Source organism: Flagellimonas alvinocaridis, assembly GCF_965248585.1.
Taxonomy (GTDB): Bacteria; Bacteroidota; Bacteroidia; order Flavobacteriales; family Flavobacteriaceae; genus Flagellimonas; species Flagellimonas alvinocaridis.
On sequence record NZ_OZ252111.1, the window covers coordinates 3,538,104 to 3,561,629 of the forward strand.

Sequence of the window (23,526 nt, forward strand, 5' to 3'; positions counted from 1 at the left end):
ATTAAAGTTCCTTTATTTTGATATTTCTAAACGACACTATATTTCCGTGATCCTGTAAACCAATCTTTCCTGTTTGATAGGCCCCGAAACCTTCCCATCCATTAAACTTGGAGTTGGAGACCATTTCATCCCATTCCGGACCATGTACCGGGAACTCCACAACCTTTTTACCATTTAAGACTACCTGTCCTTGATTGGTTTCATGATTGATGGTCAATTCCACTTGATTCCACTCTCCCGCAGGCTTAACAGCTTTTTCAGATGGGGCGATCATGTCGTAGAGCGCACCAGCTTGATGCGTGGTTCCATTTTTGGCATCGGGATGCCTTTCATCATCCAACACTTGAATTTCCGGACCTGTTGCGTAGGGCGCTCCAAATTTCCCATCTTCAAATACTCCATAGAAAATTCCACTGTTTCCTCCTTCAGAGATTTTCCATTCCAAGGATAATACAAAGTTGGTGTAATCCTTGTCCGTAACAATGTCGTACACCTCCCCTTTCTTTCTTTCCTTTGGTGGATAATAAACCATGGCCCCATCTTCCAGTTTCCAGGGTTCTCCTACCTCACCTCCGTTGTATACATGCCAACCGTCAAAAGAGGAACCATCAAACAAAACCGTCCATGTGGGTTCTTCCACTGCCTCTGTATTCTCTTCTGCAACTTCTTCAGTTGCAGTTTCTTTGGTTTTTTCCTTGCAAGAGAATGCCACTATAAGTGCTACCAATAAAGCTAATCGTTTCATAATCCTAGTATCTTTTTAAGTTTGTTTGAATCTATTTCCGAACCAGCAAAATCATCAAAAGTCTTGGTCGTGGCCTCAATAATATGATCTTGAATGAACTTGGCCCCTTCACGAGCCCCTTGCTCAGGGCTTTTTATGCAACATTCCCACTCCATGACGGCCCAAACATCACATCCGTATTGGGTCAGTTTGGAAAATATGGTCTTAAAATCAATTTGTCCATCGCCCAAAGAACGGTATCTCCCTGCTCTATCTCCCCAATCGTTGTAACCACCAAAAGCTCCTTTTTTTCCTGTTGGGTTAAACTCGGAATCCTTTACATGGAATGATTTAATAAATTCATGGTAATGGTCTATGTAGGCGATATAATCCAGTTGTTGCAAAACAAAATGACTTGGATCATAGAGAATATTGACTCTTTTATGATTGCCCGTAGCCTCCAAAAAGCGTTCAAAGGTATCTCCGTCATGCAAATCCTCCCCAGGGTGAATCTCATAGCACACATCCACACCTTCCTCATCGAAATGGTTCAATATGGGCATCCACCGTTTGGCAAGTTCCTCAAATCCCATTTCCACCAACCCTGCTGGTCTTTGCGGCCATGGGTGGGCTGTATGCCAAAGCAAAGCCCCGGAAAACGTGGCATGGGCTTTCAATCCCAACCTTCGACTAGCGGTTGCCGCCTTTTTAACGGTGTCTATGGCCCACTGGGTACGCTCCTTTGGCTTGCCCTTAAGGGCATCGGGCGCAAAATTGTCGAACATGATGTCATATGCAGGATGTACCGCCACCAATTGTCCTTGTAAATGGGTGGACAATTCGGTAATTTCCAATCCGTATGAATTTATCTTTCCTTTAAGTTCATCGCAATAGTCCTGACTTTCGGCCGCCTTGTCCAAATCAATCAAAAAGGATTCCCAAGTAGGTATTTGAATTCCCTTGTATCCCAGTCCGGAAGCCCATTCGCAAAGACCATCCAAAGAATTGAATGGTGGCTGACTGTCCACAAATTGTGCTAAAAAAACAGCCGGTCCTTTAATTGTTTTCATTTAGGTTGAATTTTTGGAATTAATAAATCCACTCTATTTTTAGGATTTATCCTCTATATTTAAGAAAAAAATCATGCTATTCTTATTTCCCATGAACAAAGACCTAAATATAGGGATTAGCCAACAATTAAAACAGAAGAAAAGTGAATGATCCCAAAGTTTATGATGCCATTGTTGTAGGAACAGGGGTAAGCGGTGGCTGGGCTGCCAAAGAACTATGCGAAAATGGTTTAAACACTTTGGTGTTGGAACGCGGCCCCATGGTAAAACACGTGGAGGACTACAAAACCATGAACGACGACCCATGGGATTATCCATTTAAGGGTGAACTAAGCCGTGCTGACAAAGAAAAGTACCACAAACAGCTACGGGTAGGGTGGGCTCCCAGAGATGATGTAAAACATTTCTTTGTGAACGATTTGGAACATCCCTACCAAGAAACCAAACGTTTTGATTGGATACGGGGCTATCAGGTAGGTGGCCGTTCCCTGATTTGGGGGCGACAAAGTTATCGGTGGAGCGACATTGATTTTGAGGCCAATAAAAAGGAAGGTATCGCGGTGGATTGGCCTGTTCGTTACAAAGACATAACACCTTGGTATGATAAGGTAGAGTCCTATATTGGCGTAAGTGGCCAAGCATTAGGGCTTAAGCAATTGCCCGATGGGAAATTTCAACCTCCCATGGAATTGAATTGCGCGGAAAAAGAACTGCAACAGGCTTTGGCTACCAATTTTGAAGATGGCAGATTATTGACCACTGGCCGAGTGGCCCATATTACGGAAAAAACAGCAGAATTTGAAGGTCGCGGACCTTGTCAATATAGAAACCGATGCTGGAGGGGATGTCCCTTTGGAGGCTATTTTAGCAGCAACTCCTCTACACTTCCCGCTGCGGAACGGACCGGAAACATGACTTTAAGACCCAACTCCATCGTCTATGAAGTCATTTATGATGAGCAACAAAAAAAGGCCACTGGGGTCAGGGTCATCGATACTGTAACCCATGAGAAAATAGAGTTCAAAGCAAATATTGTGTTTCTATGTGCATCCTCCATGGCATCCGTGGGCATCTTGTTGCAATCCAAATCAAAGGCATTCCCCAATGGAATGGGCAACAACCACGACCAATTGGGACGCAACATTATGGACCATCATTACCAATTGGGTGCGTCGGCAAAGGTCGATGGCCATTTGGACAAGTATTATAAAGGAAGACGTCCCAATGGTTTTTATATCCCAAGGTTTGTCAATCTGGATGAAAAAACGCAACGGAAGGACTTTTTGCGCGGATTTGGATACCAAGGTGGTGCCAATAGGACCAACTGGTCTGAAATGGTCGCGGAAATGGGTTATGGCAAGGCACTTAAGGAAGCCATTCTAAAACCTGGCGGTTGGGAAATTGGGATGACCGGCTTTGGGGAAATGTTGCCCCATCATGACAATCGGGTTACCTTGAGCAAGGATAAAAAGGACCAATGGGGATTGCCCCAATTGGATTTTGATGTGGAATTCAAGGACAACGAATACAAAATGCGCGAAGCCATACTTGAAGAGGCCGGTGCCATGTTGAAAGCGGCAGGTTTTAGGGATATCTCTACCTATGATAACGAAACAGGTCCCGGTCTGGGCATCCATGAAATGGGGGGTGCACGAATGGGTCATGACCCCAAAACCTCAGTATTGAACAAGAACAATCAATTACACGATGTGCCCAATGTTTATGTTACCGATGGTGCTTTTATGACCTCAGCGAGTTGCGTAAACCCCTCTTTAACATACATGGCGTTTACGGCCAGGGCCGCCAATCATGCTGCAAATCAATTTAAACAACATAAATTCTCTTAAAACCTGCTTATGGAAAATGCTTCAGCCCGAAATCTATGGGGCGATTTTTTGGACGCCCATTTGGAATTTGCTTCTGAGGATGCACCTAAAGTTATCCACTTTTGTGACAATGAAAAGGATGCCGATACCTGTGCTGAATTGGCATGCAAAGAAACTAAAAGAGCTACATCCCATTCTTTAAAAGGTCTACAGCTTCGGAATGAAAAACTGCCTAAAATCGGTGATTTTTATGTGGTGACCGATTGGAAAGGCAATGCAAAATGTGTGATTCGCACTACTTCCGTGAAGTTGTTGCCCTATTTCAGTATTCGTGAAGAGCATGCCAGACTGGAAGGCGAAGGCGACAAAAGTCTTGACTATTGGAAAAAGACGCATTGGGATTATTATTCACGGGAACTTGCAGCATTTGGTGCAGTCCCCAAAGAAAGTATGATCGTGGTATTCGAGCAATTTGAAATGCTCTATAAAAGATAATGGCCACCAAAAGGCAGCCATTATATCTTATTTTACTAGGCCGAAATATTAATCCATGTCCACCCAAATGTTACCTTGTTTGTGTGAAGCTACGGTATTTTCTATAAAATTTAGTCCACGAACACCATCGGTCATGGTTGGGAATTCTCCGCTATTGTATTCCTCACCACGTATGGCCCTTGCCACTCCCAAATAGATATTGGCCATGGCATCAAAAATTCCCTCAGGGTGACCAGGAGGCAACTTGGTGCCATCCAATGAAAGTTTTGAATTATAGGCATGCCCAGGTTTTAATACCTGTAATGGTTCTGGATCGTTTAGTTTATAGAGATAGTTGGGATTTTCCTGCTCCCATCGCAAACCTCCTTTTTCCCCATAAATGGCAATGGTAAGGTTGTTCTCTTCCCCTGTGGCCACCTGACTTGCCCGAACAAGGCCTTTTACATGTTCTCCCATACGGACCAACACGGTTCCGTCCACATCCATTTGATTATCTGCATACAAATAGTTGAAATCACACAACAGGGATTTTACCTGAAGTCCGGTGGTATACTCAATCATATTAAAGGCATGGACCCCAATATCTCCCATACAAGAACTGATTCCCGCTTTTTTGGGGTCTAAACGCCAAACGGTAGATCGTTTTTCCTTATCGTGTATGATGGGGTTGATCCAGCCTTGGTAATACTGCGCATCCACTTTGTGGATTTTTCCCAAGGCACCCTCTTTGATCATCTCCCGCATTTGGCGTACCATGGGGTAGCCTGTATAGGTATGCGTAACCGCAAAAACAGTCCCGGCCTTGGCCAAGGTTTCCTGAAGGATTATGGCTTCATCATAGGTGGTGGTCATGGGCTTTTCACAGATGACGTGAAAACCGTTTTCCAACAACTTTTTGGCCATGGGAAAATGCAAGAAGTTGGGCGTAAGGATGGAGCATACTTGAATACGTTCATCCTCTGGAAGCTTCAACTCCTCCTCCACCAACGTATCAAAATCTTTATAGATGCGGTTGGTAGGAATGTCTATTTCCTTGGCAAAATCCACACTGTCCTCAAAATTGGGGTTGAAGACCGCCCCCACAATTTCATAGTTATCATTGATGAAAGAAGCTACTCTGTGCAATACCCCAATAAGGGAATCACCGCCTCCTCCAAGTATTCCTAATCTAATTTTTTTTGGCATGTTTTGATTAATTTACTCTTTGTATTCTATTTTTTCATTTTTGAACAACAAGGCAAAGATAATTGCCACCGCAAAGGCAAAAATAGCAGGAAAGCGCCAGATACTTGCCCAATCATGGCTGTTTTCTGAAATAAGATAGTTGTCCGTTATCTGTCCAGCTATCCAGAACCCGATGAGCATCCCCACCCCATAGGTGGCCAAGGTAATCAACCCTTGGGCAGCACTCTTGTATTTTTCACCAGCTTTGCTGTCGGTATAGATTTGTCCCGAAACAAAGAAGAAATCGTAACAAATGCCGTGCAGTGCAATCCCCAAGATGAGCATAAAGGCCAAGCTACCCGAATCTCCATACGCAAATAGGAAATACCTAGCGGTCCATGCCAGCATCCCTGCGATTATGGTTTTCTTGAATCCAAATTTGGTGAAGAAATAGGGCAATAGCAACATAAACAAAACTTCAGAGGCTTGCCCAATGGTCATTTTCCCTGTTGGATTGCCCACGCCAATTTCGGACAGAAATGGATTGGCATTTTGATAGTAGAATGCCAATGGAATACAAATTAGAACGGATGAAATAAAGAAAACCAAAAAGTTTCTATCCTTCAAAAGCTTTAAGGCATCCAACCCCAACATATCGGCAACAGTTACTTTTTCTCCCTTGTTAACGCTTGGAGGGGTCTTGGGCAAAGTGAAACTAAAAAGCCCCAAAACGGCGGAAGCAATTCCCACCATCAAAAAGGTGTTCTTCAACATTCCTGCTTGAATACTTTCTGGGGAATCCCAAAAGAAAATATAGCTAATGACCAATCCGGCAACGATCCACCCAATAGTCCCAAAAACACGGATAGGCGAAAATTCCTTGGCTGGATCCTTCATTTGGCTGAAGGAAATGGAATTCACCAAGGCCAATGTGGGCATGTACAAAATCATATACCCCAGAATGTACGGGTAAAATAACGCAAACTCATCGGCTTGATACATTTGGTACATCAGGAAGGCCCCAACCAAATGCAGCACTCCCAATATGCGCTCAGCATTGAAATATCTATCCGCAATCAACCCGATTATGAATGGAGCTATAATGGCTCCCCACGATTGTGTTGAAAATGCTTGGGCAATCTCTCCTCCCGTTGCATTTAAATTGTTCCCCAGAAAGGTCCCGAGGGTCACAAACCATCCGCCCCAAATAAAAAATTCGAGGAACATCATAAAGGACAGTTGGAATTTGGTTTTAAAACTCATATTAGTCAGTTTAGTTTATCGTTTGTAAAAAATATAGTCCAGAGGTTCGGGTGTTGTCCCGGATGCACGCAAATCCATCATAATCTGGCCTCGATGGTGGGTAGAATGGTTCACCACGTGGAAAAGGATGTCTTTAACGTCATTGGCAAAAGTCCTTCCCTCACTGTTTTCATATTCTACCCTCTTGTTAAGATCATCGGTATTGGTAATGATTTCAAAGGATGTCCTTTGATTATCGTAATGGATGTCTTCCCAGTTTTGCACAGGTTGTTCCTGCCAAACCGTAAAGTCCGGTTGCTTTTCCAATATCCTTTGGTTCCAGATGTGATGCGCATTCAGGATATGGCTAAAAAGGCGAATACAATTTTCAGGGACTTGTTCCATGGAATGGAGCTGCCCTATCAGCTTTTTATTGCAGTAGAAATTGTAATCGAAGAGCTGTTGCAAGAATCCCTTCATACCTCTTTACCTTATAGTGAACGTCTAACGCAGTTTGTCCAACAATTCTTTTGTTGCCAAAATACCTGCTTCCTCACTTAGTTCATTGCCTTCATATTCTACACCCACATAGCCTGAGTAACCAGCTTCCTTAACTATTTTGATCATCTCGGCATAGTCTATGGCAGTCTCATTCCCCTCTTCATCAAAATTATAGGATTTGGCACTCACGGCCTTGGCATAAGGCATAAGTTCACGCACTCCTTGATATTTGTCATACTCCTCCAGGCATTTGGATTCGTAATAATCCCCTGCTTCCCTTTTGATGCAAAAATTGCCAAAGTCAGGCAAAGTACCACAATTGTCCATATTCACCTGTTTCATTACCTCCGCAAGCATGGCTGCGTTAGATGAGGGCCCTCCATGGTTCTCCACAATAATGTTAATGTGCTTGTCCTTGGCATAGGTAGATAATTGGGTAAGCCCATCCACTGAAGCTTTGGTCCATGCATCTGGCTCCATAAGACCATTAAGGTTAACCCTAATGGAATGACAGCCCAAAGCGGCGGCGGCATCTACCCATTTATAGTGGTTTTCAACGGCCTCTTTGCGCTCTTTCTCATCGGCAGCGGCCAAATCCCCTTGACCGTCAATCATGATGATCAGGTTCTCCAATCCGTATTTTTCACTTTCGGCCTTACTTTTCTCCACAAAGTTTTTCATGGCTTCTTCAGAGAAGTTGTCTTTCTCCAGTTCTGGATAATATAACCCACTCACATACTCCAATCCTTCAAAGCCCCATTCTTTGGCCTTTTCAGCAAAGCGATAGGGGTCCATTCCTTCTTCACGTATCATTTTGTGCATGGACCATTGGGCCAAGGAAATCTTCAACACGCTTTCATCAGTTGTTGCCGTTACCTCTTCGGCCACATCCTGGCTATCCGCTTCTTCCTTTTTTTGGTTTTGTTTGCAGGAAAACATTCCCAACATCACAAGCATTACTACGGCCAAAGTGCCATTCTTGGCAAAAAAATGTCTCTTCATAAGATTCTTTAATAAAATTTCACATGGAATACAAAAACTACAACGTTATAGTAGCGAATTCTCAATAAACATAGGGTTTAAATGTAGAAAATTAATTTAATAATTAATACATTTAGGAAATAAACAATCCGAATAAATGAGTAAATTTTATTACAACCAGGAGCAGGACTCCTATGATGCCATTGTTGTAGGCACAGGCATCAGTGGTGGTTGGGCTGCCAAGGAGCTTTGTGAAAATGGACTCAAGACTTTGGTCTTGGAGCGTGGTCCCATGGTAAAACACCGTGAGGACTATCCCACAGCCAACAAAGACCCCTGGGATTTTCCCCACGCTGGGCAACCCACAAGAGAAGAGCTAAAACAACAAGAGAAACAGGCCAGAACCGGTTATACAGTTAGAGCAGAATCCAGGCACTGGTTTGTCAATGATTTGATACACCCATACAATGAGGTCAAGCGTTTTGATTGGATGCGGGGGTATCACGTAGGAGGTCGTTCCATTATGTGGGGACGCCATAGTTACCGTTGGAGTGACATTGATTTTGCCGCAAACAAGAATGAAGGCATTGCCGTGGATTGGCCCGTACGCTACAAAGATATTGCCCCTTGGTATGATAAAGTTGAAAGTTATATCGGGGTTTCTGGTGAAAACCTAGGGCTGCCACAATTGCCCGATGGGCAATTTGAGCCCATGATGGAACTCAACTGTGTTGAAGACCACGTAAGAGGCAAAGTGGCAGAACATTTTGGAGGTCGTGTGATCACCGCCGGTAGGGTGGCCCACATTAACAGTGACAAAAAATTTGAAGGTGATGGCCGTGTACGCTGCCAGTTTAGAAACCGTTGTGTTCGCGGGTGTCCGTTTGGCGCTTATTTCAGCAGCGTTTCATCTACGTTACCTGCTGCAGAAAGAACAGGGAACATGACCCTTAGGCCTGATTCCATTGTGCATGAAATCATCTATGACCCCAATACCAAAAAAGCAACAGGGGTCAAAGTCATAGACAGGGAGACCAAGGAAGAGTTCGAGTTCAAGGCCAAAGTTATTTTCCTTTGCGCCTCTGCCATTGCTTCTACATCTATTTTGATGCAATCCAAATCGGACAGATTCGAAAATGGATTGGGCAACGACTCCGGTGAACTGGGACACAACATCATGGACCACCACTTTTTGGTAGGGGCCAGTGGCAAATTTGATGGGTTCGAAGACAAATATTATAAAGGCAGAAAACCCAACGGCATTTATGTCCCCCGATTCAGAAATCTTGGAGGTGATTCCGACATGAAAGATTTCACACGTGGGTATGGCTATCAAGGTGGAGCTGGAAGGGGAAATTACGAAGAGTTGGTAGCCGAAGCTACATTTGGAAAAGACTATAAAGATGCTGTTCTTACCCCCGGTGGTTGGACGATGAACATGTTGGCCTTTGGTGAGATTCTTCCCTATCATGACAACAAAATGACCTTGGACTATGACAAGAAAGATCAATGGGGGCTTCCAACCGTTACTTTTGATGCTGAAATTCAGCAGAACGAGCTGAACATGCGTAAAGATATGCAGGATCAAGCGGTACAAATGCTTGAAAAAGCAGGGGCAAGGGACATTACACCTTATGACAATCCTTATGCCATAGGGTTGGGCATCCATGAAATGGGTACCGCACGTATGGGTCGTGATCCAAAAACTTCCGTGGTCAATGGAAACAACCAAGTACACGCCTGTAAGAATGTTTATGTTACTGATGGAGCGTTTATGACCTCAGCTAGTTGTGTAAACCCATCATTGACTTATATGGCATTTACTGCAAGAGCGGCAAACCATGCTGTTCAAGAACTTAAAAAAGGAAATATATAATGGAAAGAAGATCCGCACTTAAGAATATGGGTATGGCTTTTGGCTATGCCGTGGCTACTCCCACCCTTTTGGGGCTGCTTCAAAGCTGTAAGGACAAACCGGCCTATGCAGAATGGGTTCCTTCCTTTTTGGGCAAGGAACAGGGTTATGCCTTGGCTCAAACCTTGGATGTCATCCTTCCTAAGACAGACACTCCCTCCGCCACGGAGATGAACGTACATGTCTTTATTGATGCATACTTGAACGAGGTTTTACCTGAGGAGCAGCAGGATTTTGTAAAACTGAAAATGGGCAATTTCTTTGACAAGGTCTTGGCCGATTCAGGAAAAGAATCCCTATTGGATATTGAGTCCGCTGATATAGAACCTGCTTTGCAGACCTATCTCAAAAAACGCACCGATGAGGAAGAGGAAGCCCACTTTGAAGCCATAAACAGCTATATGGATGCGATTAAACAGGGTGGAGAAGCCTCCTTGGATGAAGACATCGCTAGCTTTTCCTTTGCCAACGATTTAAGAAACTTGGCTACTTGGGCCTATAAATCTTCTGAATTTGTTGGTGAAGAAGTTTTGGCTTATTTACCCATACCTGGTGAATATATTGCCTGTGGAGATTTGAATACACTGACGGGAGGCAAGGCCTGGTCATTGTAAGTTTTGTTCTTTATACCGATAAAAACCTCCTACTTAGGAGGTTTTTTGTTTTTATCCCTGTACCTATTTCAAGTAAAAAAATACCTCGGAAGTTGTTCATGGTGGGGTGAACTTTTCCGAGGCATCTAATCAATAAACACTATCACATGTACTGTTTGAGTACAGTACAGACTATGATCCACACATTAAACAGTCATCATCTGCCTGACCTGCTTTGGCGCGTGCAATCATTTCTTTCATTTCTTCCGGTGTAAGGGGCTGTATATCTACTTCCTGCTGATCCACAGATGTGGCCTCTACCTTGATAGTTTCCGCAGATACCGATTTGGCTTCCACTTCGGCCACAACACTGACAGGAGCTTCTTTTTTCTTGGTGTTATCCAATGTAAACTTAATGGCGTCCACTGCAGCCTTGGTTCGTAGGTAGTACATTCCTGTTTTCAAGCCACTTTTCCAGGCATAAAAATGCATCGAGGTCAACTTGGAATAATTGGCATTTTCCATGAATAGGTTCAAAGATTGACTTTGATCAATAAAATAGCCACGTTGTCTACTCATATCGATGATATCCTTCATGCTAAGCTCCCAAACGGTCTTGTATAGCTCTTTGATATCTTCTGGGATAACATCAATATTCTGAACAGAACCGTTGGCACGCATCAGCTCCTGTTTAAGGTTTTCATTCCATAGGCCCAGCTTCACCAAATCTTCCAATAGGTGTTTGTTCACTACAATAAATTCTCCTGAAAGCACCCTTCGGGTATAGATGTTTGAGGTATAGGGCTCAAAACATTCGTTGTTGCCCAAAATCTGCGAGGTGGATGCCGTTGGCATTGGCGCCACCAACAAGGAGTTACGTACTCCATGCTTTTTGACATCTTTTCTGAGTTTACCCCAATCCCATCTTCCTGAAAGCTCTTCATCTTTAATACCCCATAGGTTGTGTTGAAACTCACCTTTAGATATGGGCGAACCTTCGTAGGTTGAATAGGTGCCTTCTTCTTTGGCCTGTTCCATGGATGCGGTAACGGCAGCAAAGTATAGGGTCTCGAAAATCTCTTGGTTCAGTTTTTTGGCTTCATCACTGGTAAATGGCAATCTTAGCATGATAAAAGTGTCCGCCAGACCTTGCACACCCAAGCCAATGGGCCTATGCCTCATATTGGAGTTTTCTGCCTCTTTAACGGGGTAGAAATTACGGTCTATGACCCTGTTTAGGTTTTTGGTGACCCTTTTGGTGACCCTGAACAGTTCCTTATGATCAAATTCACCGTTCTTTATGAACATGGGCAACGCAATGGAGGCCAAGTTACATACCGCTACCTCATCTGGGGAGGTGTACTCCAAGATCTCGGTACAGAGATTGGAAGAACGGATAGTACCCAAGTTTTTTTGGTTGCTCTTTCGGTTGGCAGCATCCTTATATAACATGTAGGGCGTACCAGTTTCTATTTGGGATTCCAATATCTTTTCCCAAAGATCTCTAGCCTTAATGGTCTTCCTTCCTTTTCCTTCTGCCTCGTATTTGGTGTAAAGTGCTTCAAACTCTTCGCTGTGGCTGTTAAATAGACCTGGGCATTCATTAGGGCACATCAAGGTCCATTCGCCGTCGGCTTCCACCCGTTTCATGAACAAGTCTGGTATCCACATGGCATAGAACAAATCCCGCGCCCTCATTTCTTCTTTACCGTGGTTCTTTTTAAGATCCAGGAAATCATAGATATCTGCGTGCCATGGTTCCACATAAACGGCAAAGCTGCCCTTTCTTTTTCCTCCACCTTGATCCACGTAGCGTGCAGTATCATTAAACACACGTAACATGGGGACAATTCCGTTGGATGTTCCATTGGTTCCCGCTATGTAGGATCCCGTAGCCCTTATGTTATGAATGGATAGTCCAATACCCCCCGCTGATTGTGAAATCTTTGCGGTTTGTTTTAGGGTGTCGTAAATCCCATCGATACTATCATCTTTCATGGCCAACAGGAAGCAGGATGACATCTGCGGTTTTGGTGTCCCTGAGTTGAATAGGGTTGGCGTAGCATGTGTAAAGTATTTTTTGGACATCAACTCATAGGTTTCCACTGCAGCTTCCATGTCATTTAAATGGATTCCCACGGCTACCCTCATAAGCATGTGCTGTGGCCGTTCCGCAATTTTACCGTTGATTTTCAGTAAGTAAGAGCGCTCCAAGGTTTTAAAACCGAAATAATCGTAGCCAAAATCACGGTTATAGATTATGGTTGAATCCAAAGTATCAGCATTTTCAGAGATTACCTTGTACACTTCATCCGATAGCAACGGGGCCTTTTTTCCTGTTCTTGGATTCACATATTCGTAAAGGTCCTTCATGGTTTCCGAGAAGGACTTTTTGGTGTTCTTGTGCAGGTTGGAAACGGAAATCCTTGCCGCAAGTTTGGCATAATCCGGATGCGTGGTTGTCATGGTCGCCGCTATCTCTGCCGCCAAATTGTCCAGCTCCGAAGTAGTAACACCATCATACAAGCCCTCTATAACTCTCATGGCTACTTTTACCGGGTCTACAAGGATGTTCAGTCCATAACAAAGCTTTCTAACTCTAGCCGTAATCTTGTCGAACATGATCGGCTCTTTTCTTCCGTCTCTTTTTACTACATACATGGTGCTACTAGTGTTTTAATTGATCTGTGTGTTTTGCCCAATTGCACTTGACAATGTTAAAATTTTAACATTTTTAGGTTAAGGTCTTGAAGACTTCCGGGGGCATTGGAAGTCAACAAAAAATAGGCTAATTAAAAGTCCGCGTCGAAACTGATTTTTTGCGAATCTGAGTCCTTTTCCTTGTTTAAAACGCCAGCTTTCTGGTATTCGGAAACTCGTTTTTCAAAGAAATTGGTCTTTCCTTGGAGCGATATCATGTCCATGAAATCAAAAGGATTGGTGGCATTGTAGACTTTTTCACATTGCAGTTCCACCAACAATCTATCTGTAACAAACTCCAAGTATTGGGTCATTAGTTTTGCGTTCATTCCTATAAGGCTCACTGGAAGTGACTCGGTAATGAACTCTCTTTCTATGTTTAGGGCATCCACAATTATGTCCTTAATGCGTTCTTTGGGCACTTTGTTCACCAAATGATTATTGTGCAGGTGCACCGCATAATCACAATGCATTCCTTCATCCCTGGATATCAATTCATTGGAAAAGGTGAGTCCTGGCATCAACCCTCTTTTCTTCAACCAAAAAATAGAACAGAACGCACCGGAAAAGAAAATACCTTCTACAGCGGCAAAAGCGATCAAGCGCTCAGCAAAGCTTGGGGACTCTATCCACTTTAGGGCCCAATCTGCTTTCTTCTTGATTGCCGGGAAATTTTCTATGGCCTGGAAGAGTATGTTCTTCTCCTTTTCATCCTTCACATAAGTGTCAATAAGAAGGGAATAGGTTTCAGAGTGTATGTTCTCCATCATAATTTGGAAACCATAAAAGAACTTGGCCTCGGAATATTGCACTTCATTTACAAAGTTTTCCGCCAAGTTTTCATTTACAATACCATCCGAAGCCGCAAAAAAGGCCAAAATATGTTTGATGAAATACCTCTCATCATCATTGAGCTTAGAATTCCAATCTGTCAAATCTTGGTGCAAATCAATTTCCTCCGCCGTCCAGAAACATGCTTCACATTTCTTGTACCAATCCCAAAGATCATGGTGCTTTATGGGAAAAATCACAAATCTATCCTTGTTTTCTTGCAATATGGGTTCAATGGCTGTCGACATAGTATCTCGTTAAAAAGTTTATAATCTGGAAGGAAATTTCCATGTGAATAGGGCTAACAAAGATTCAAAAATGTTATTAGATTGTAAAGTTGGATTTGTCAAAACAAGGGCAAAGTTTTTAACACAACCTGTTGAAATCTAGGGTCGCCAGCGATGTTCCTTGGGTTTGGGCCAAAAGCCAAAAAATGATAAGTTTTTGGAGCAGGACATTCTGAATACAAAAAGACCAAAAAGTATATTTTACCATACTTTTTGGTCTTTCCTATTTATGAAGATTAAACTCAGAGGCTTAACCGAATATTACCAAACAGTACGGCCTCTTCAAGCCTTGCCAATGGAATCCTTGAAATTTTAGGTAGTTCCCCCGAAACCTAAAACCAATATGACACCGTGGCAGACCGAAGATTTAATTTTGCAAGCGGTTTCTATAATCAAGAGAATGGTTGCTTCGGCCGTACAATTATTGGCAATATGTGTATGAACTCCTTATTTGGGCAGGTGACTGTTCTTCACCGCCATCTGGTCCCAATTGGACTGTATCTTTAGTGCTTTCTTTTCGGAAACAGCAGCAAAAATCAAGGCTGCCACCAAAATCACAAACAACACAACACATTTTCTCATAGCAGTAAAACTAATTCCTCCAATTTTTGACAGAGCCAAGATAACGAACAAAAAACCTCCCTGTCGATGGGATGTATAAACGGTCATCTTTTGTGTATAATCGGTTTTCATGTTGTTGATGGTTTCATGAAATCAACGACATACAGGCCCAAAAGCGCAGCTTTTTCGCTTGATCTTGCATTTTTTACCGATTATACGTGTAATACATCCATTAGCACATAAATTAAGGAGGTGTTGGAAGAATAATCCTAAATTTGATTTACCTAATCCCCATTGGATGTTAGAAGCTGTAATTGTTGACGACGAAATAAAAGCACTACAAAGCTTAAGTTGGGAATTAACCAACCTGAGCGATGAAGTGGATATTGTTGCTTCCTTTACCGATGCCCATGAGGCACTGGCCTATTTGGAGCGCAATACCCCCGACTGTCTTTTTTTGGATATAGAAATGCCTGCCATGGATGGGTTTCAGTTTATTAAAAGCCTTAAGAACAAAGATTTTCCGGTTGTTATTACCACAGCGTATAACCAATATGCCCTGCAAGCCCTAAAGAACGAGGCAATAGACTATCTGCTTAAGCCCATTGATACCGACGATTTGCAAGTGACCATAGCGAAGATCAAAAAATTCAACGCTAAGAATTTGACCGTCAATAAATTAGAAAAAATCCTGTTGAACTTCAACTCGGAATCGCACAGTAAGAAAATTACAATTAACACTGATGGTAAATTGTTGTTCCTAAACAGTGATGATATCCTATATGCTGAATCGGATGGTAATTACAGCACCATATTTTTGAGTGATGGCCAAAAAATTCTGCTCACCAAAAAACTGAAGGAGGTAAATACACTTTTACCAAACACCAGCTTTTTTAGGATTCATAATTCCTATATCATCAACCTGAACAAGATAAAAGAGTTTCTAAAAACAGACGGTTATGTGGTCTTGGAATCCAACCACAAAATTCCCGTCTCCCGGCAAAAGAAATCCGATTTTCTGGATATGCTGTAACCCCTTTTTCCCGTGCTTAAAATAGAGTCCAAACACATCGAAAATCTAGATCGACTGCAGAGGGCAACGCTATTCTTAATTTTAGGCATTTTGTTTTTTAGTGTTTCCCATGCACAGGAAATCCCCGAAGAGTTCAAGGAGAAAGTGGAACGGGTGGTTCAGTTAATGCCAAAAACTTATTTGGCTTTGGATACAGAGCTTAAATCTGAAAAAAGGGACACAACCTTACTACGTTATTTCGCCCAAGAGTCTAAAAAGGCAGCCTACTTAGAGGGCGAGGCCTATGCCTTGAATCAACTTGGCATGAAATACAGAAACATCTCCCAATTTAAAAAATCAGTAGACCTCCACGAGCAAGCATTGGAGCTGTCTGAAAAAGCCAATAATACTGAATTAAGGGTATTCAGTTTAAACATGTTGGGGGTGGTCTACCGACGCACCGACGCCATTAAAACGGCCTTGGACTACAACCAAGAGGCCTTGGAGATGGCCGAACAGGTAGAAAACCCTTCGCACCATATTAAAAGAAGCATTAATGTTTCCCTGAACAGCATTGGAAACCTCTATCAAACTTTGGAGCAGTATGACTTGGCCATACTACAATTTAAAAGAGCCCTAAAACTAGAGGAGGAACTTGGCAACAAATTGGGGCTTGCCATCAACCACCAAAACATTGGGGACTGTTTGGAGCAAAAGGGCGATTTAGAGGCCGCTCTGGAAAACTATAGAAAATCTTTGGCCTACAATGAAGAAATAAATTCTGATATAGGTCGCGTCATATGCAAAAACAGTCTGGCGCAAATTTATTTAAAACAAGGCATGCCCTATGCCGCTATTGTTCTTTTGGAACCATTGCACCAAGAGTCCAAAAAAATTGGGGACTTTTCCATTACCTCCTACGTTTTTATAAATACTGGGTGGGCCCATACCAAATTGGGGCAGTATGACAAGGCCAATGCATTCCTCGAAGAAGGATTGGAAATGGCTAAAAGTCGAAACATCCCCAGTAACATACTCTATGGGTATCAGAAGTTCGCGGAGCTTGAAGAAGCGCGGGGCGATTACCGAAAGGCCTATGAATATTTTAAAAAAGCCGAGGAATACAACGACCAGATTTCGAACGCCACCAACCTGAGGTATATGAACGATGTCATTGTCAGGTATGAGGCAGACAAAAAGAACAATCAAATTTCTGTTCTTGCAAAGGAGAATGAAATTGTTCGCCTAAGGTTACGAAAAAACCAGACCACCTTATTGGTAAGTGCACTGATCGTTGGGCTTATTTCTTCCATTTTATATATCCTGTACCGTCAATATCAAAGTAAGAACGAGAAAAGAGTCCTTTCTTTGGAACAGAACATGCTTCGGAGCCAGATGAATCCCCATTTTCTGTTCAACTCATTGAATTCCATAAAACTTTACATCATCAACAACGAGCAAAAAAACGCCGTTCACTATTTGAATAAATTTTCCAAGTTGGTCCGTAAGATTTTGGAAGCCTCGTCCCAGAAAGAAATTACCCTCGCCGAGGAACTAGAGACAGTTGAACTATACATGAACATTGAGAACATCCGGTTTTCCAACGAAATCGATTTTAGGATCAGTGTGGATGAAAATGTGTGCCCTTCCAGTATAAAAATGCCCTCCTTGGCTTTGCAGCCCTTTTTAGAGAACTCGTTATGGCATGGACTTTCTCCCAAAGAAGGTGAAAAGAGAATCCATGTGAACGTTAAACGAAAAAATCAAAGTCACGTCTCCATAGAAATAGTGGACAATGGTGTGGGCAGGGGCGCCGCCGAAGTGAACAAAGAAAATAGGGTGCTCAAAAGAAAATCGGTGGGAATCCGAATCACAAAAGAACGCTTGGCCAACTTTTCAAAGGATTACCAGAACAAGTTCGATGTGGATATTGTAGATCTTTTTGATGAAAGCGGCAATTCAATCGGCACCAAAGTCATTTTGGACATCCCTACGATTTAGAAGCCGGGTTACCAGACGCCACTTCTTCCAACTCATTGTACCACTCCTCTCCAAATTTTCGAATCAGGGCCTCTTTGACAAATTTATATACCGGCACTTTTAACTCCTTTCCAAGACTACAGGCAGGGTCACAGATTTCCCATTTGTGATAGTTCACTGCCGTAAACTCTGAATATTCGCGGGTCCGCACGGGATAAAGATGGCAAGACACTGGTTTTTTCCATTTCGTGGCGCCATCTTCATAGGCCGCTTCTATGCCACATTTGGTAATACCATCCTCCGAAAAGATTACGTAGGCACATTCACTGTTATTTACCAACGGGGTCTCCCATTCCCCGTCTTCACCTTTCACAAAAGCACCTTGTTCCTCAATAGCCTTGATTCCCTCTGGTCTTAAATAAGGTTTTACCTCTTCGTAAATGTTAACCAAAATATCGGTTTCGGAATCCTCTACTGGAGCGCCATACTCCCCGCCCACACAACAAGCCCCTTTACAGGCATTCAGGTTGCAGACAAAATCGTTCTCCAGAATCTCTTCGGACACTATGGTTTTTCCTATTTGGAACATCTTATCCCCAGTTTTTTTGGCAAAGGTACTCCAAAACCCAAAATTTGACATTTTCCAAACATTTTTATATCATCCAAAAGTCATTTTTACACGTACATTTGCAGATTGAAAAAAATACAGCCATGAATTTCAACTTTAAGGAAATCGTTACAGCCAGCATGATTCTATTTGCGGTCATAGATATTGTGGGTAGTATCCCTGTAATCATTGGATTGCGGAACAAGGTAGGACATATTCAATCCGAAAAAGCGTCCATTGTGGCCGCCTGTATCATGGTTGCTTTTCTTTTTGTAGGGGAAAGCATTCTAAAACTGATTGGCATAGATGTAAACTCCTTTGCCGTGGCTGGTTCATTTATCATCTTTTTCCTGGCCATTGAAATGATTTTGGGCATTACGCTGTACAAAGACGATGTGCCGGAAAGCGCCTCTATTGTCCCAATTGCATTTCCACTTATTGCCGGTGCCGGTACCATGACCTCACTTTTGTCCCTTAGGGCAGAATACTATGTGGAAAACATTATCGTGGCCATAGTTCTAAACATTATCTTTGTGTATCTGGTATTAAAATCCAGTGCCAAGATAGAGCGGGTGTTGGGCAAAAACGGTCTTAGCATTATCCGAAAAGTATTTGGTGTAATCCTATTGGCCATAGCGGTAAAGCTTTTTGCAGCAAACATCAACCAACTCTTTGAGCACGGACAATAAATTTGTTTATGAACAGAACATTCAGCATAATCCTTATCGTTTTGGCCTTGGGGCTGATTGCCTATAATGTAACTTTAGTGGATTTTGAAAACCCATTTCAAGGAGACAGTACCATTGCCTTGATCGGCATAGTGGCATCTTTGTGTGCGGTGGTGCTTCTTTTGATTTTTATGACTTCAAAGAAGATAGAGAAGAAGTTGAAGGACAACTAGTCTTGCATCTTAATGGTGGCCCCTACTTCGGGTTGTCCCAAAGTGGCCATATCCAATTCCAAGACTTTATTGAGCATGGAATCATGTTCCCCCTTGATTTCCGCAGATAAATTGGGAGAAAACAATTGTTCTGCAATATTGGCCTTTATGTAGGCTTTTATTTTCTCTTCTTGGGCATAGAAATCCAATTTGATTTTTCGATCCAGTACAAATTGGATGAACTCATCAAAAAGGATGTCATCCACACGGAATTCCTCCAAAAATTGATTCATATCATAAATGGCATAGCGGGTTCTATCCTCTTCCAAATGTTCAAAAACAAATCTGGAAAAGAATTGGTAGGTGTCATCCATACTTTCAATGGCTTCCTCCTCATTACTTCCGATAGGGACGAAAACATCGGGTATGATTCCACCTCCGCCATAGACCACTTTTCCTTTTGGCGTACGAAACTTTAGGGAATCTGCCACCTTAATACTGTCTGCCGAAACCAGCTCCCCATTTCTATACCGTTCCATAAATTTTTGATAGTAGTCCCGATGTCCTTTTTTATAGGATTTTTGAATGGACCTACCTGTTGGGGTATAGTATCTGGATACGGTCAGGCGCACGGCGGAACCATCACCTAAATCCATTTCACGTTGTACCAATCCCTTACCAAAGGAACGTCTTCCCACAATGGTTCCTATGTCGTTATCCTGAAGCGCCCCTGCAATAATCTCACTTGCCGATGCAGAACGTTCATTGATCAATACATATACTGGTTTGTTCTCAAAATCCCCTTTGCTGGTTGCATAGGCCTTTTTCACTCTTCCCTTCTTGTTTTTAGTGTAGAGAATCAACTTATCGTCTGCCAAAAACTCATCTGCCAGTTTCTCGGCAATACCCAGATAACCCCCGGGATTGTCCCTAAGATCAAGTACCAATTTTTCCGCTCCTCGCAGTTTTAGTTTTTTTAGGGCATCCTTAAATTCTTTGAAGGTCGACTCAGCAAAGCGATTGATCTTGATGTACCCCATATCTTTGGTGAGCATATAATACGCATCCACACTTCGGATAGGCACATGGCCGCGGGTAACCGTGATATCCAGGGTTTTGTTTTCAGCTTTTCGGAAAACTTTAAGATCTACCTTGGTGCCAATCTTACCCTTCAGTTTGGAGACCACCTCACTATTGGGTACGCGTCTGCCAAAAAGAGTGTCGTTGTTTGCCGTTAAAATGCGATCCCCAGCTTTAATGCCGCTGATATGGCTTGGCCCATTTTTTATGGTCCGTATTACCGTGATGGTATCCTTGAACATATAAAAACTTACCCCAATACCGGCAAAGTCTCCTTTCATGTTTTCTGAAACTTCATCCATTTCACTCTTAGGGATGTATACCGAATGTGGATCTAACTTGCCCAAGATATTGTTCACGGTAACATCAACAATACTATCGGTATCTATTTCATCAACATACTCATAGTCTATATAATCTATAAGCCTGTTAAGTTTGTCTTTTTTGGAATTGGTTGAGAATAGCTTTTCGGGAGTATCATTAAAATGAAGTTTCCCTCCTATAAAAATTCCTATGGCTACGGCAAGAGCAAGCAATGTGGGCCATATATATCCATTAATTTTCTTCATAATAGCAAGAGTTGAGGCTTACACCATTTCCTCCAGAATGGGCATGTGTACGATTTCAACACCGGCCCGTTCCAAAAATTTCAATCCTGAGTCATCTTTGTATGCAGTTTGGTACACCACACGTTTTATGCCAGACTGGTGCACCAATTTGCTACACTCCCTACATGGGGACAAGGTAATGTACAAGGTAGCACCCTCACAGGATTGGGTTGAGGAGGCCACCTTCAATATGGCATTGGCTTCAGCATGAAGCACATACCATTTGGTATACCCTTCGTCGTCTTCACAGATATTTTCAAAGCCGGTGGGTGTTCCGTTATACCCATCAGAAATGATCATTCTATTCTTTACGATAATGGCCCCTACTTGTCTTCTTTTGCAATAGGAAAGTTTTCCCCATTCCAAGGCCATTCGCAGGTAAGCTTTGTCGTACTTTTCTTGTTTGCTCTCCTTCATAAAATCCATTAAATAAGTCGAGAATAATTAAATATACCCGCTTTGGAAGACCCGTACAACCTTATTCGATTAAATTTAACGAAGCTCCTACATGGGAAACGTTGCAATGAGCAAGGGTATTGTAATGGCTATTACCAAAATGGAGGTTACGGCAATATAAACTGTCCTTTTCACCTTAAGCAGGTCCAAGGCCATATAAGCCAATGCCAAAATCACCAAGATTATGGTGACTTGGGAAAGTTCTATTCCGGTTGCAAAGCCCAACAATGGGGTAATCTTGTCTTCCTCTTCTGCCATGAGCATTTTAAAGTAATTGGAAAAGCCAAAACCATGGATCAATCCAAAAAAGGCTGTAGCCAAAAGGTGCAGATATAGTCCCACTTGCATTGCCTCTCTAAACACATAGGTAAAATTAAAGAGAGCGGTAAGCAAAATGGTAACGGGGATGAGAAACTCAATAAGGCTTACATCAACCGTAAAAACCTCGTATACCGAAAGTGCCAAAGACACACAATGGGCAATGGTAAATACAGTCGCCAAGATCACTACACGTTTCCAATGTTTAAACGTAAAGGGAATGGCCAAGGCCGATAGAAATAGAATATGGTCATACGCACCAAAATCGAGAACGTGATTCAACCCCAACTTAATATAAAACAAAAATTCTTGCATACTTATCTATTTATATTTTAAGTCAGCTTTCCTTCCTAACTCCTAACTAAACCTAAGAAATCCCACGTTCCTTCTGAATGGTCTCATAGGCCTTTTGTACTTCTTTGAACTTCTCCTCAGCTCCCTTCTTTATAGCCTCATCTTCTGTTACTACGCGATCTGGATGGTACTTTTTGGCCATGGTTCGATAGGCCTTTTTTACCTCCTCATCGGTAGCGCTCCTTTCTATCTCCAAAATCTTGTAGGCATTGTCGGCAGATTTGATGAACATGGCCATGATACTTTCAAAATCATGCATCCCCACCCGAAGGTACCCGGCAATTTCCCGCAATTTGGAAGTCTCTGCCTGACTTACCTGCCCATCGGCCTGGGCTATCCCGAACAAAAAGTGCAGCAATTGTAACCGCACTTCGTAACGGGTACGTTGGACCATATAGGTACAAATCCGTTGGGCAGAGATTTCCCTCTTCTTGATCACTTCATTGAACGTTCTGAAAATAGCATTGGCCTTTTCCTTTCCGTAGGTGCTCAAAAAATATTGTCTAACATAGTCCAACTCACGTTGGCTCACCTGTCCATCGGCTTTAATGATAATGGAGCACAGAGAGAGTAGATTCAGTTCAAAATCGGCCGGGGAAACGCTCTGGCGGGTAAAATCCTGAAAAACACTTCTTGATGATTTTGACGAGCCTCCAAGCCCATCCAATATACTGCCCACAAAAAATCCCAAGACCGCCCCAACGATTCCTCTAATAAAAAATCCAATTAAGGCCGCAACCCACTTGATCATCCTACAAAAAATTAAAGCTCAAATATAGGGCTTTGCAAAAGAAGCTATACCTTATACAATGTTAAGGAGCATGAAAATAAACCAACAAAACCGTATCTTTGAACTTTAATTAAAAAGTAGTCTATGTATCCTGAAGAATTGGTAAAACCTATGCGTGCAGACTTGGCAACCGCCGGGTTTGAAGAACTATATACAAGTGAAGCTGTTGAGAACGCCCTTAAGCAAGAGGGCACCACTTTGATCGTGGTCAATTCGGTTTGTGGTTGTGCCGCAGCCAATGCGAGACCAGCGGCCAAATTGAGCCTTCAGAATTCCAAAAGACCGGACCATTTGGCGACCGTATTTGCTGGAGTGGACACCGATGCCGTGAATACCGCAAGAAACCACATGGTTCCTTTCCCTCCATCATCGCCAAGTATGGCCCTGTTTAAAGATGGGGAGTTGGTTCACATGATCGAGCGACACCACATTGAAGGCAGACCTGCTGAGCTTATCGCTGAAAATTTGATGGAAGCCTATAACGAATTTTGTTAAATTAATGCTTCCATTTAAAAACTGACCACCCTTAAAGGGTGGTTTTTTTATTTTTA

Annotated in this window: 23 protein-coding genes; 9 read left to right on the forward strand and 14 right to left on the reverse strand. The window is 42.6% G+C overall.

Translation table 11 applies throughout. The features are described from left to right. Position 1: 1 nt before the first annotated feature. Both ACP14V_RS15875 and ACP14V_RS15880 read right to left on the reverse strand, forming a co-directional pair. Positions 2-745: a 3-keto-disaccharide hydrolase gene (locus ACP14V_RS15875; protein ID WP_272608927.1), complete on the reverse strand. Its 744-nt coding sequence runs from the start codon at positions 743-745 to the stop codon at positions 2-4. Further along, a complete protein-coding gene (locus ACP14V_RS15880) occupies positions 742-1,794 on the reverse strand; it encodes a sugar phosphate isomerase/epimerase family protein (RefSeq protein WP_272608928.1) in 1,053 nt (350 codons plus the stop codon). The genes ACP14V_RS15875 and ACP14V_RS15880 overlap by 4 nt, the downstream gene beginning before the upstream one ends. Before the next feature lie 143 nt (positions 1,795-1,937). On the opposite strand from ACP14V_RS15880, the gene ACP14V_RS15885 reads away from it, so the two are divergent. Both ACP14V_RS15885 and ACP14V_RS15890 read left to right on the forward strand, forming a co-directional pair. Continuing rightward, positions 1,938-3,641 carry a GMC oxidoreductase gene (locus ACP14V_RS15885; RefSeq protein ID WP_272608929.1) on the forward strand — a complete coding sequence of 568 codons (1,704 nt, stop codon included), beginning with the start codon at positions 1,938-1,940 and terminating at the stop codon, positions 3,639-3,641. Positions 3,642-3,650: 9 nt separating this feature from the next. Beyond that, positions 3,651-4,115, forward strand: a complete 465-nt coding sequence (locus ACP14V_RS15890) for an ASCH domain-containing protein (protein WP_272608930.1) — start codon at positions 3,651-3,653, stop codon at positions 4,113-4,115. Between the two features lie 48 nt (positions 4,116-4,163). Here the strand turns inward: ACP14V_RS15890 and ACP14V_RS15895 are convergent, their stop codons facing one another. Genes ACP14V_RS15895 through ACP14V_RS15910 form a run of 4 tightly spaced genes read right to left on the reverse strand, consistent with a single transcriptional unit; the run spans position 4,164 to position 8,024 of the window. Beyond that, positions 4,164-5,300, reverse strand: a complete 1,137-nt coding sequence (locus ACP14V_RS15895) for a Gfo/Idh/MocA family protein (RefSeq protein ID WP_136564870.1) — start codon at positions 5,298-5,300, stop codon at positions 4,164-4,166. 12 nt (positions 5,301-5,312) lie between these two features. Continuing rightward, positions 5,313-6,542: a nucleoside permease gene (locus ACP14V_RS15900; RefSeq protein ID WP_272608931.1), complete on the reverse strand. Its 1,230-nt coding sequence runs from the start codon at positions 6,540-6,542 to the stop codon at positions 5,313-5,315. A 15-nt stretch (positions 6,543-6,557) separates the two neighbouring features. Continuing rightward, entirely contained in the window at positions 6,558-7,001 is a 444-nt protein-coding gene (locus ACP14V_RS15905) for a DinB family protein (RefSeq protein WP_272608932.1), read from the reverse strand. A 24-nt stretch (positions 7,002-7,025) separates the two neighbouring features. Next, a complete protein-coding gene (locus ACP14V_RS15910; RefSeq protein ID WP_272608933.1) occupies positions 7,026-8,024 on the reverse strand; it encodes a sugar phosphate isomerase/epimerase family protein in 999 nt (332 codons plus the stop codon). A gap of 136 nt (positions 8,025-8,160) precedes the next feature. Here ACP14V_RS15910 and ACP14V_RS15915 point away from each other — a divergent pair, with 136 nt between their 5' ends. Next, positions 8,161-9,879 carry a GMC oxidoreductase gene (locus ACP14V_RS15915; protein ID WP_272608934.1) on the forward strand — a complete coding sequence of 573 codons (1,719 nt, stop codon included), beginning with the start codon at positions 8,161-8,163 and terminating at the stop codon, positions 9,877-9,879. Further along, a complete protein-coding gene (locus ACP14V_RS15920; RefSeq protein WP_272608935.1) occupies positions 9,879-10,532 on the forward strand; it encodes a gluconate 2-dehydrogenase subunit 3 family protein in 654 nt (217 codons plus the stop codon). The genes ACP14V_RS15915 and ACP14V_RS15920 overlap by 1 nt, the downstream gene beginning before the upstream one ends. 171 nt (positions 10,533-10,703) lie before the next feature. On the opposite strand, the gene ACP14V_RS15925 is transcribed toward ACP14V_RS15920, so the two are convergent. The 3 genes from ACP14V_RS15925 to ACP14V_RS15935 form a co-directional block, all read right to left on the reverse strand. Then, on the reverse strand, positions 10,704-13,172 hold the full coding sequence (locus ACP14V_RS15925) for a ribonucleoside-diphosphate reductase subunit alpha (RefSeq protein WP_272608936.1): 2,469 nt from the start codon (positions 13,170-13,172) through the stop codon (positions 10,704-10,706). A 131-nt stretch (positions 13,173-13,303) separates the two neighbouring features. Beyond that, entirely contained in the window at positions 13,304-14,290 is a 987-nt protein-coding gene (locus ACP14V_RS15930; protein ID WP_272608937.1) for a ribonucleotide-diphosphate reductase subunit beta, read from the reverse strand. Positions 14,291-14,776: 486 nt separating this feature from the next. Then, the gene (locus ACP14V_RS15935) at positions 14,777-15,022 is read right to left on the reverse strand and encodes a hypothetical protein (protein ID WP_272608938.1); all 246 of its coding nucleotides are present in this window, start codon (positions 15,020-15,022) and stop codon (positions 14,777-14,779) included. Between the two features lie 166 nt (positions 15,023-15,188). Between ACP14V_RS15935 and ACP14V_RS15940 the strand changes: the two genes are divergently transcribed. After that, positions 15,189-15,923, forward strand: coding sequence for a LytR/AlgR family response regulator transcription factor (locus ACP14V_RS15940; protein WP_424987593.1), 735 nt, complete (start codon positions 15,189-15,191; stop codon positions 15,921-15,923). A gap of 12 nt (positions 15,924-15,935) precedes the next feature. Continuing rightward, on the forward strand, positions 15,936-17,903 hold the full coding sequence (locus ACP14V_RS15945; protein WP_272608940.1) for a tetratricopeptide repeat-containing sensor histidine kinase: 1,968 nt from the start codon (positions 15,936-15,938) through the stop codon (positions 17,901-17,903). Here ACP14V_RS15945 and ACP14V_RS15950 read toward each other — a convergent pair. After that, complete coding sequence (locus tag ACP14V_RS15950; RefSeq protein WP_272609317.1) at positions 17,893-18,471, reverse strand: DUF3109 family protein; 579 nt, start codon at positions 18,469-18,471, stop codon at positions 17,893-17,895. The two genes, ACP14V_RS15945 and ACP14V_RS15950, sit on opposite strands and share 11 nt — an antisense overlap. A 122-nt stretch (positions 18,472-18,593) precedes the next feature. Between ACP14V_RS15950 and ACP14V_RS15955 the strand changes: the two genes are divergently transcribed. Together ACP14V_RS15955 and ACP14V_RS15960 are read left to right on the forward strand one after the other, a co-directional pair. Then, complete coding sequence (locus ACP14V_RS15955; RefSeq protein WP_136564882.1) at positions 18,594-19,178, forward strand: MarC family protein; 585 nt, start codon at positions 18,594-18,596, stop codon at positions 19,176-19,178. An 8-nt stretch (positions 19,179-19,186) separates the two neighbouring features. After that, the gene (locus tag ACP14V_RS15960) at positions 19,187-19,390 is read left to right on the forward strand and encodes a hypothetical protein (RefSeq protein WP_136564883.1); all 204 of its coding nucleotides are present in this window, start codon (positions 19,187-19,189) and stop codon (positions 19,388-19,390) included. Here the strand turns inward: ACP14V_RS15960 and ACP14V_RS15965 are convergent. The 4 genes from ACP14V_RS15965 to ACP14V_RS15980 all read right to left on the reverse strand — a co-directional run bounded on the left by ACP14V_RS15965 (position 19,387) and on the right by ACP14V_RS15980 (position 22,936). Beyond that, positions 19,387-21,018, reverse strand: a complete 1,632-nt coding sequence (locus ACP14V_RS15965; protein WP_272608941.1) for a S41 family peptidase — start codon at positions 21,016-21,018, stop codon at positions 19,387-19,389. The two genes, ACP14V_RS15960 and ACP14V_RS15965, sit on opposite strands and share 4 nt — an antisense overlap. Before the next feature lie 18 nt (positions 21,019-21,036). Continuing rightward, positions 21,037-21,474 carry a deoxycytidylate deaminase gene (locus tag ACP14V_RS15970; RefSeq protein WP_136564885.1) on the reverse strand — a complete coding sequence of 146 codons (438 nt, stop codon included), beginning with the start codon at positions 21,472-21,474 and terminating at the stop codon, positions 21,037-21,039. 87 nt (positions 21,475-21,561) lie between these two features. Further along, a complete protein-coding gene (locus ACP14V_RS15975) occupies positions 21,562-22,146 on the reverse strand; it encodes a HupE/UreJ family protein (protein WP_272608942.1) in 585 nt (194 codons plus the stop codon). A gap of 52 nt (positions 22,147-22,198) precedes the next feature. Continuing rightward, the gene (locus ACP14V_RS15980; RefSeq protein ID WP_272608943.1) at positions 22,199-22,936 is read right to left on the reverse strand and encodes a TerB family tellurite resistance protein; all 738 of its coding nucleotides are present in this window, start codon (positions 22,934-22,936) and stop codon (positions 22,199-22,201) included. Positions 22,937-23,059: 123 nt separating this feature from the next. Between ACP14V_RS15980 and ACP14V_RS15985 the strand changes: the two genes are divergently transcribed. Beyond that, complete coding sequence (locus ACP14V_RS15985; protein WP_136564888.1) at positions 23,060-23,470, forward strand: BrxA/BrxB family bacilliredoxin; 411 nt, start codon at positions 23,060-23,062, stop codon at positions 23,468-23,470. Positions 23,471-23,526 lie beyond the last annotated feature (56 nt).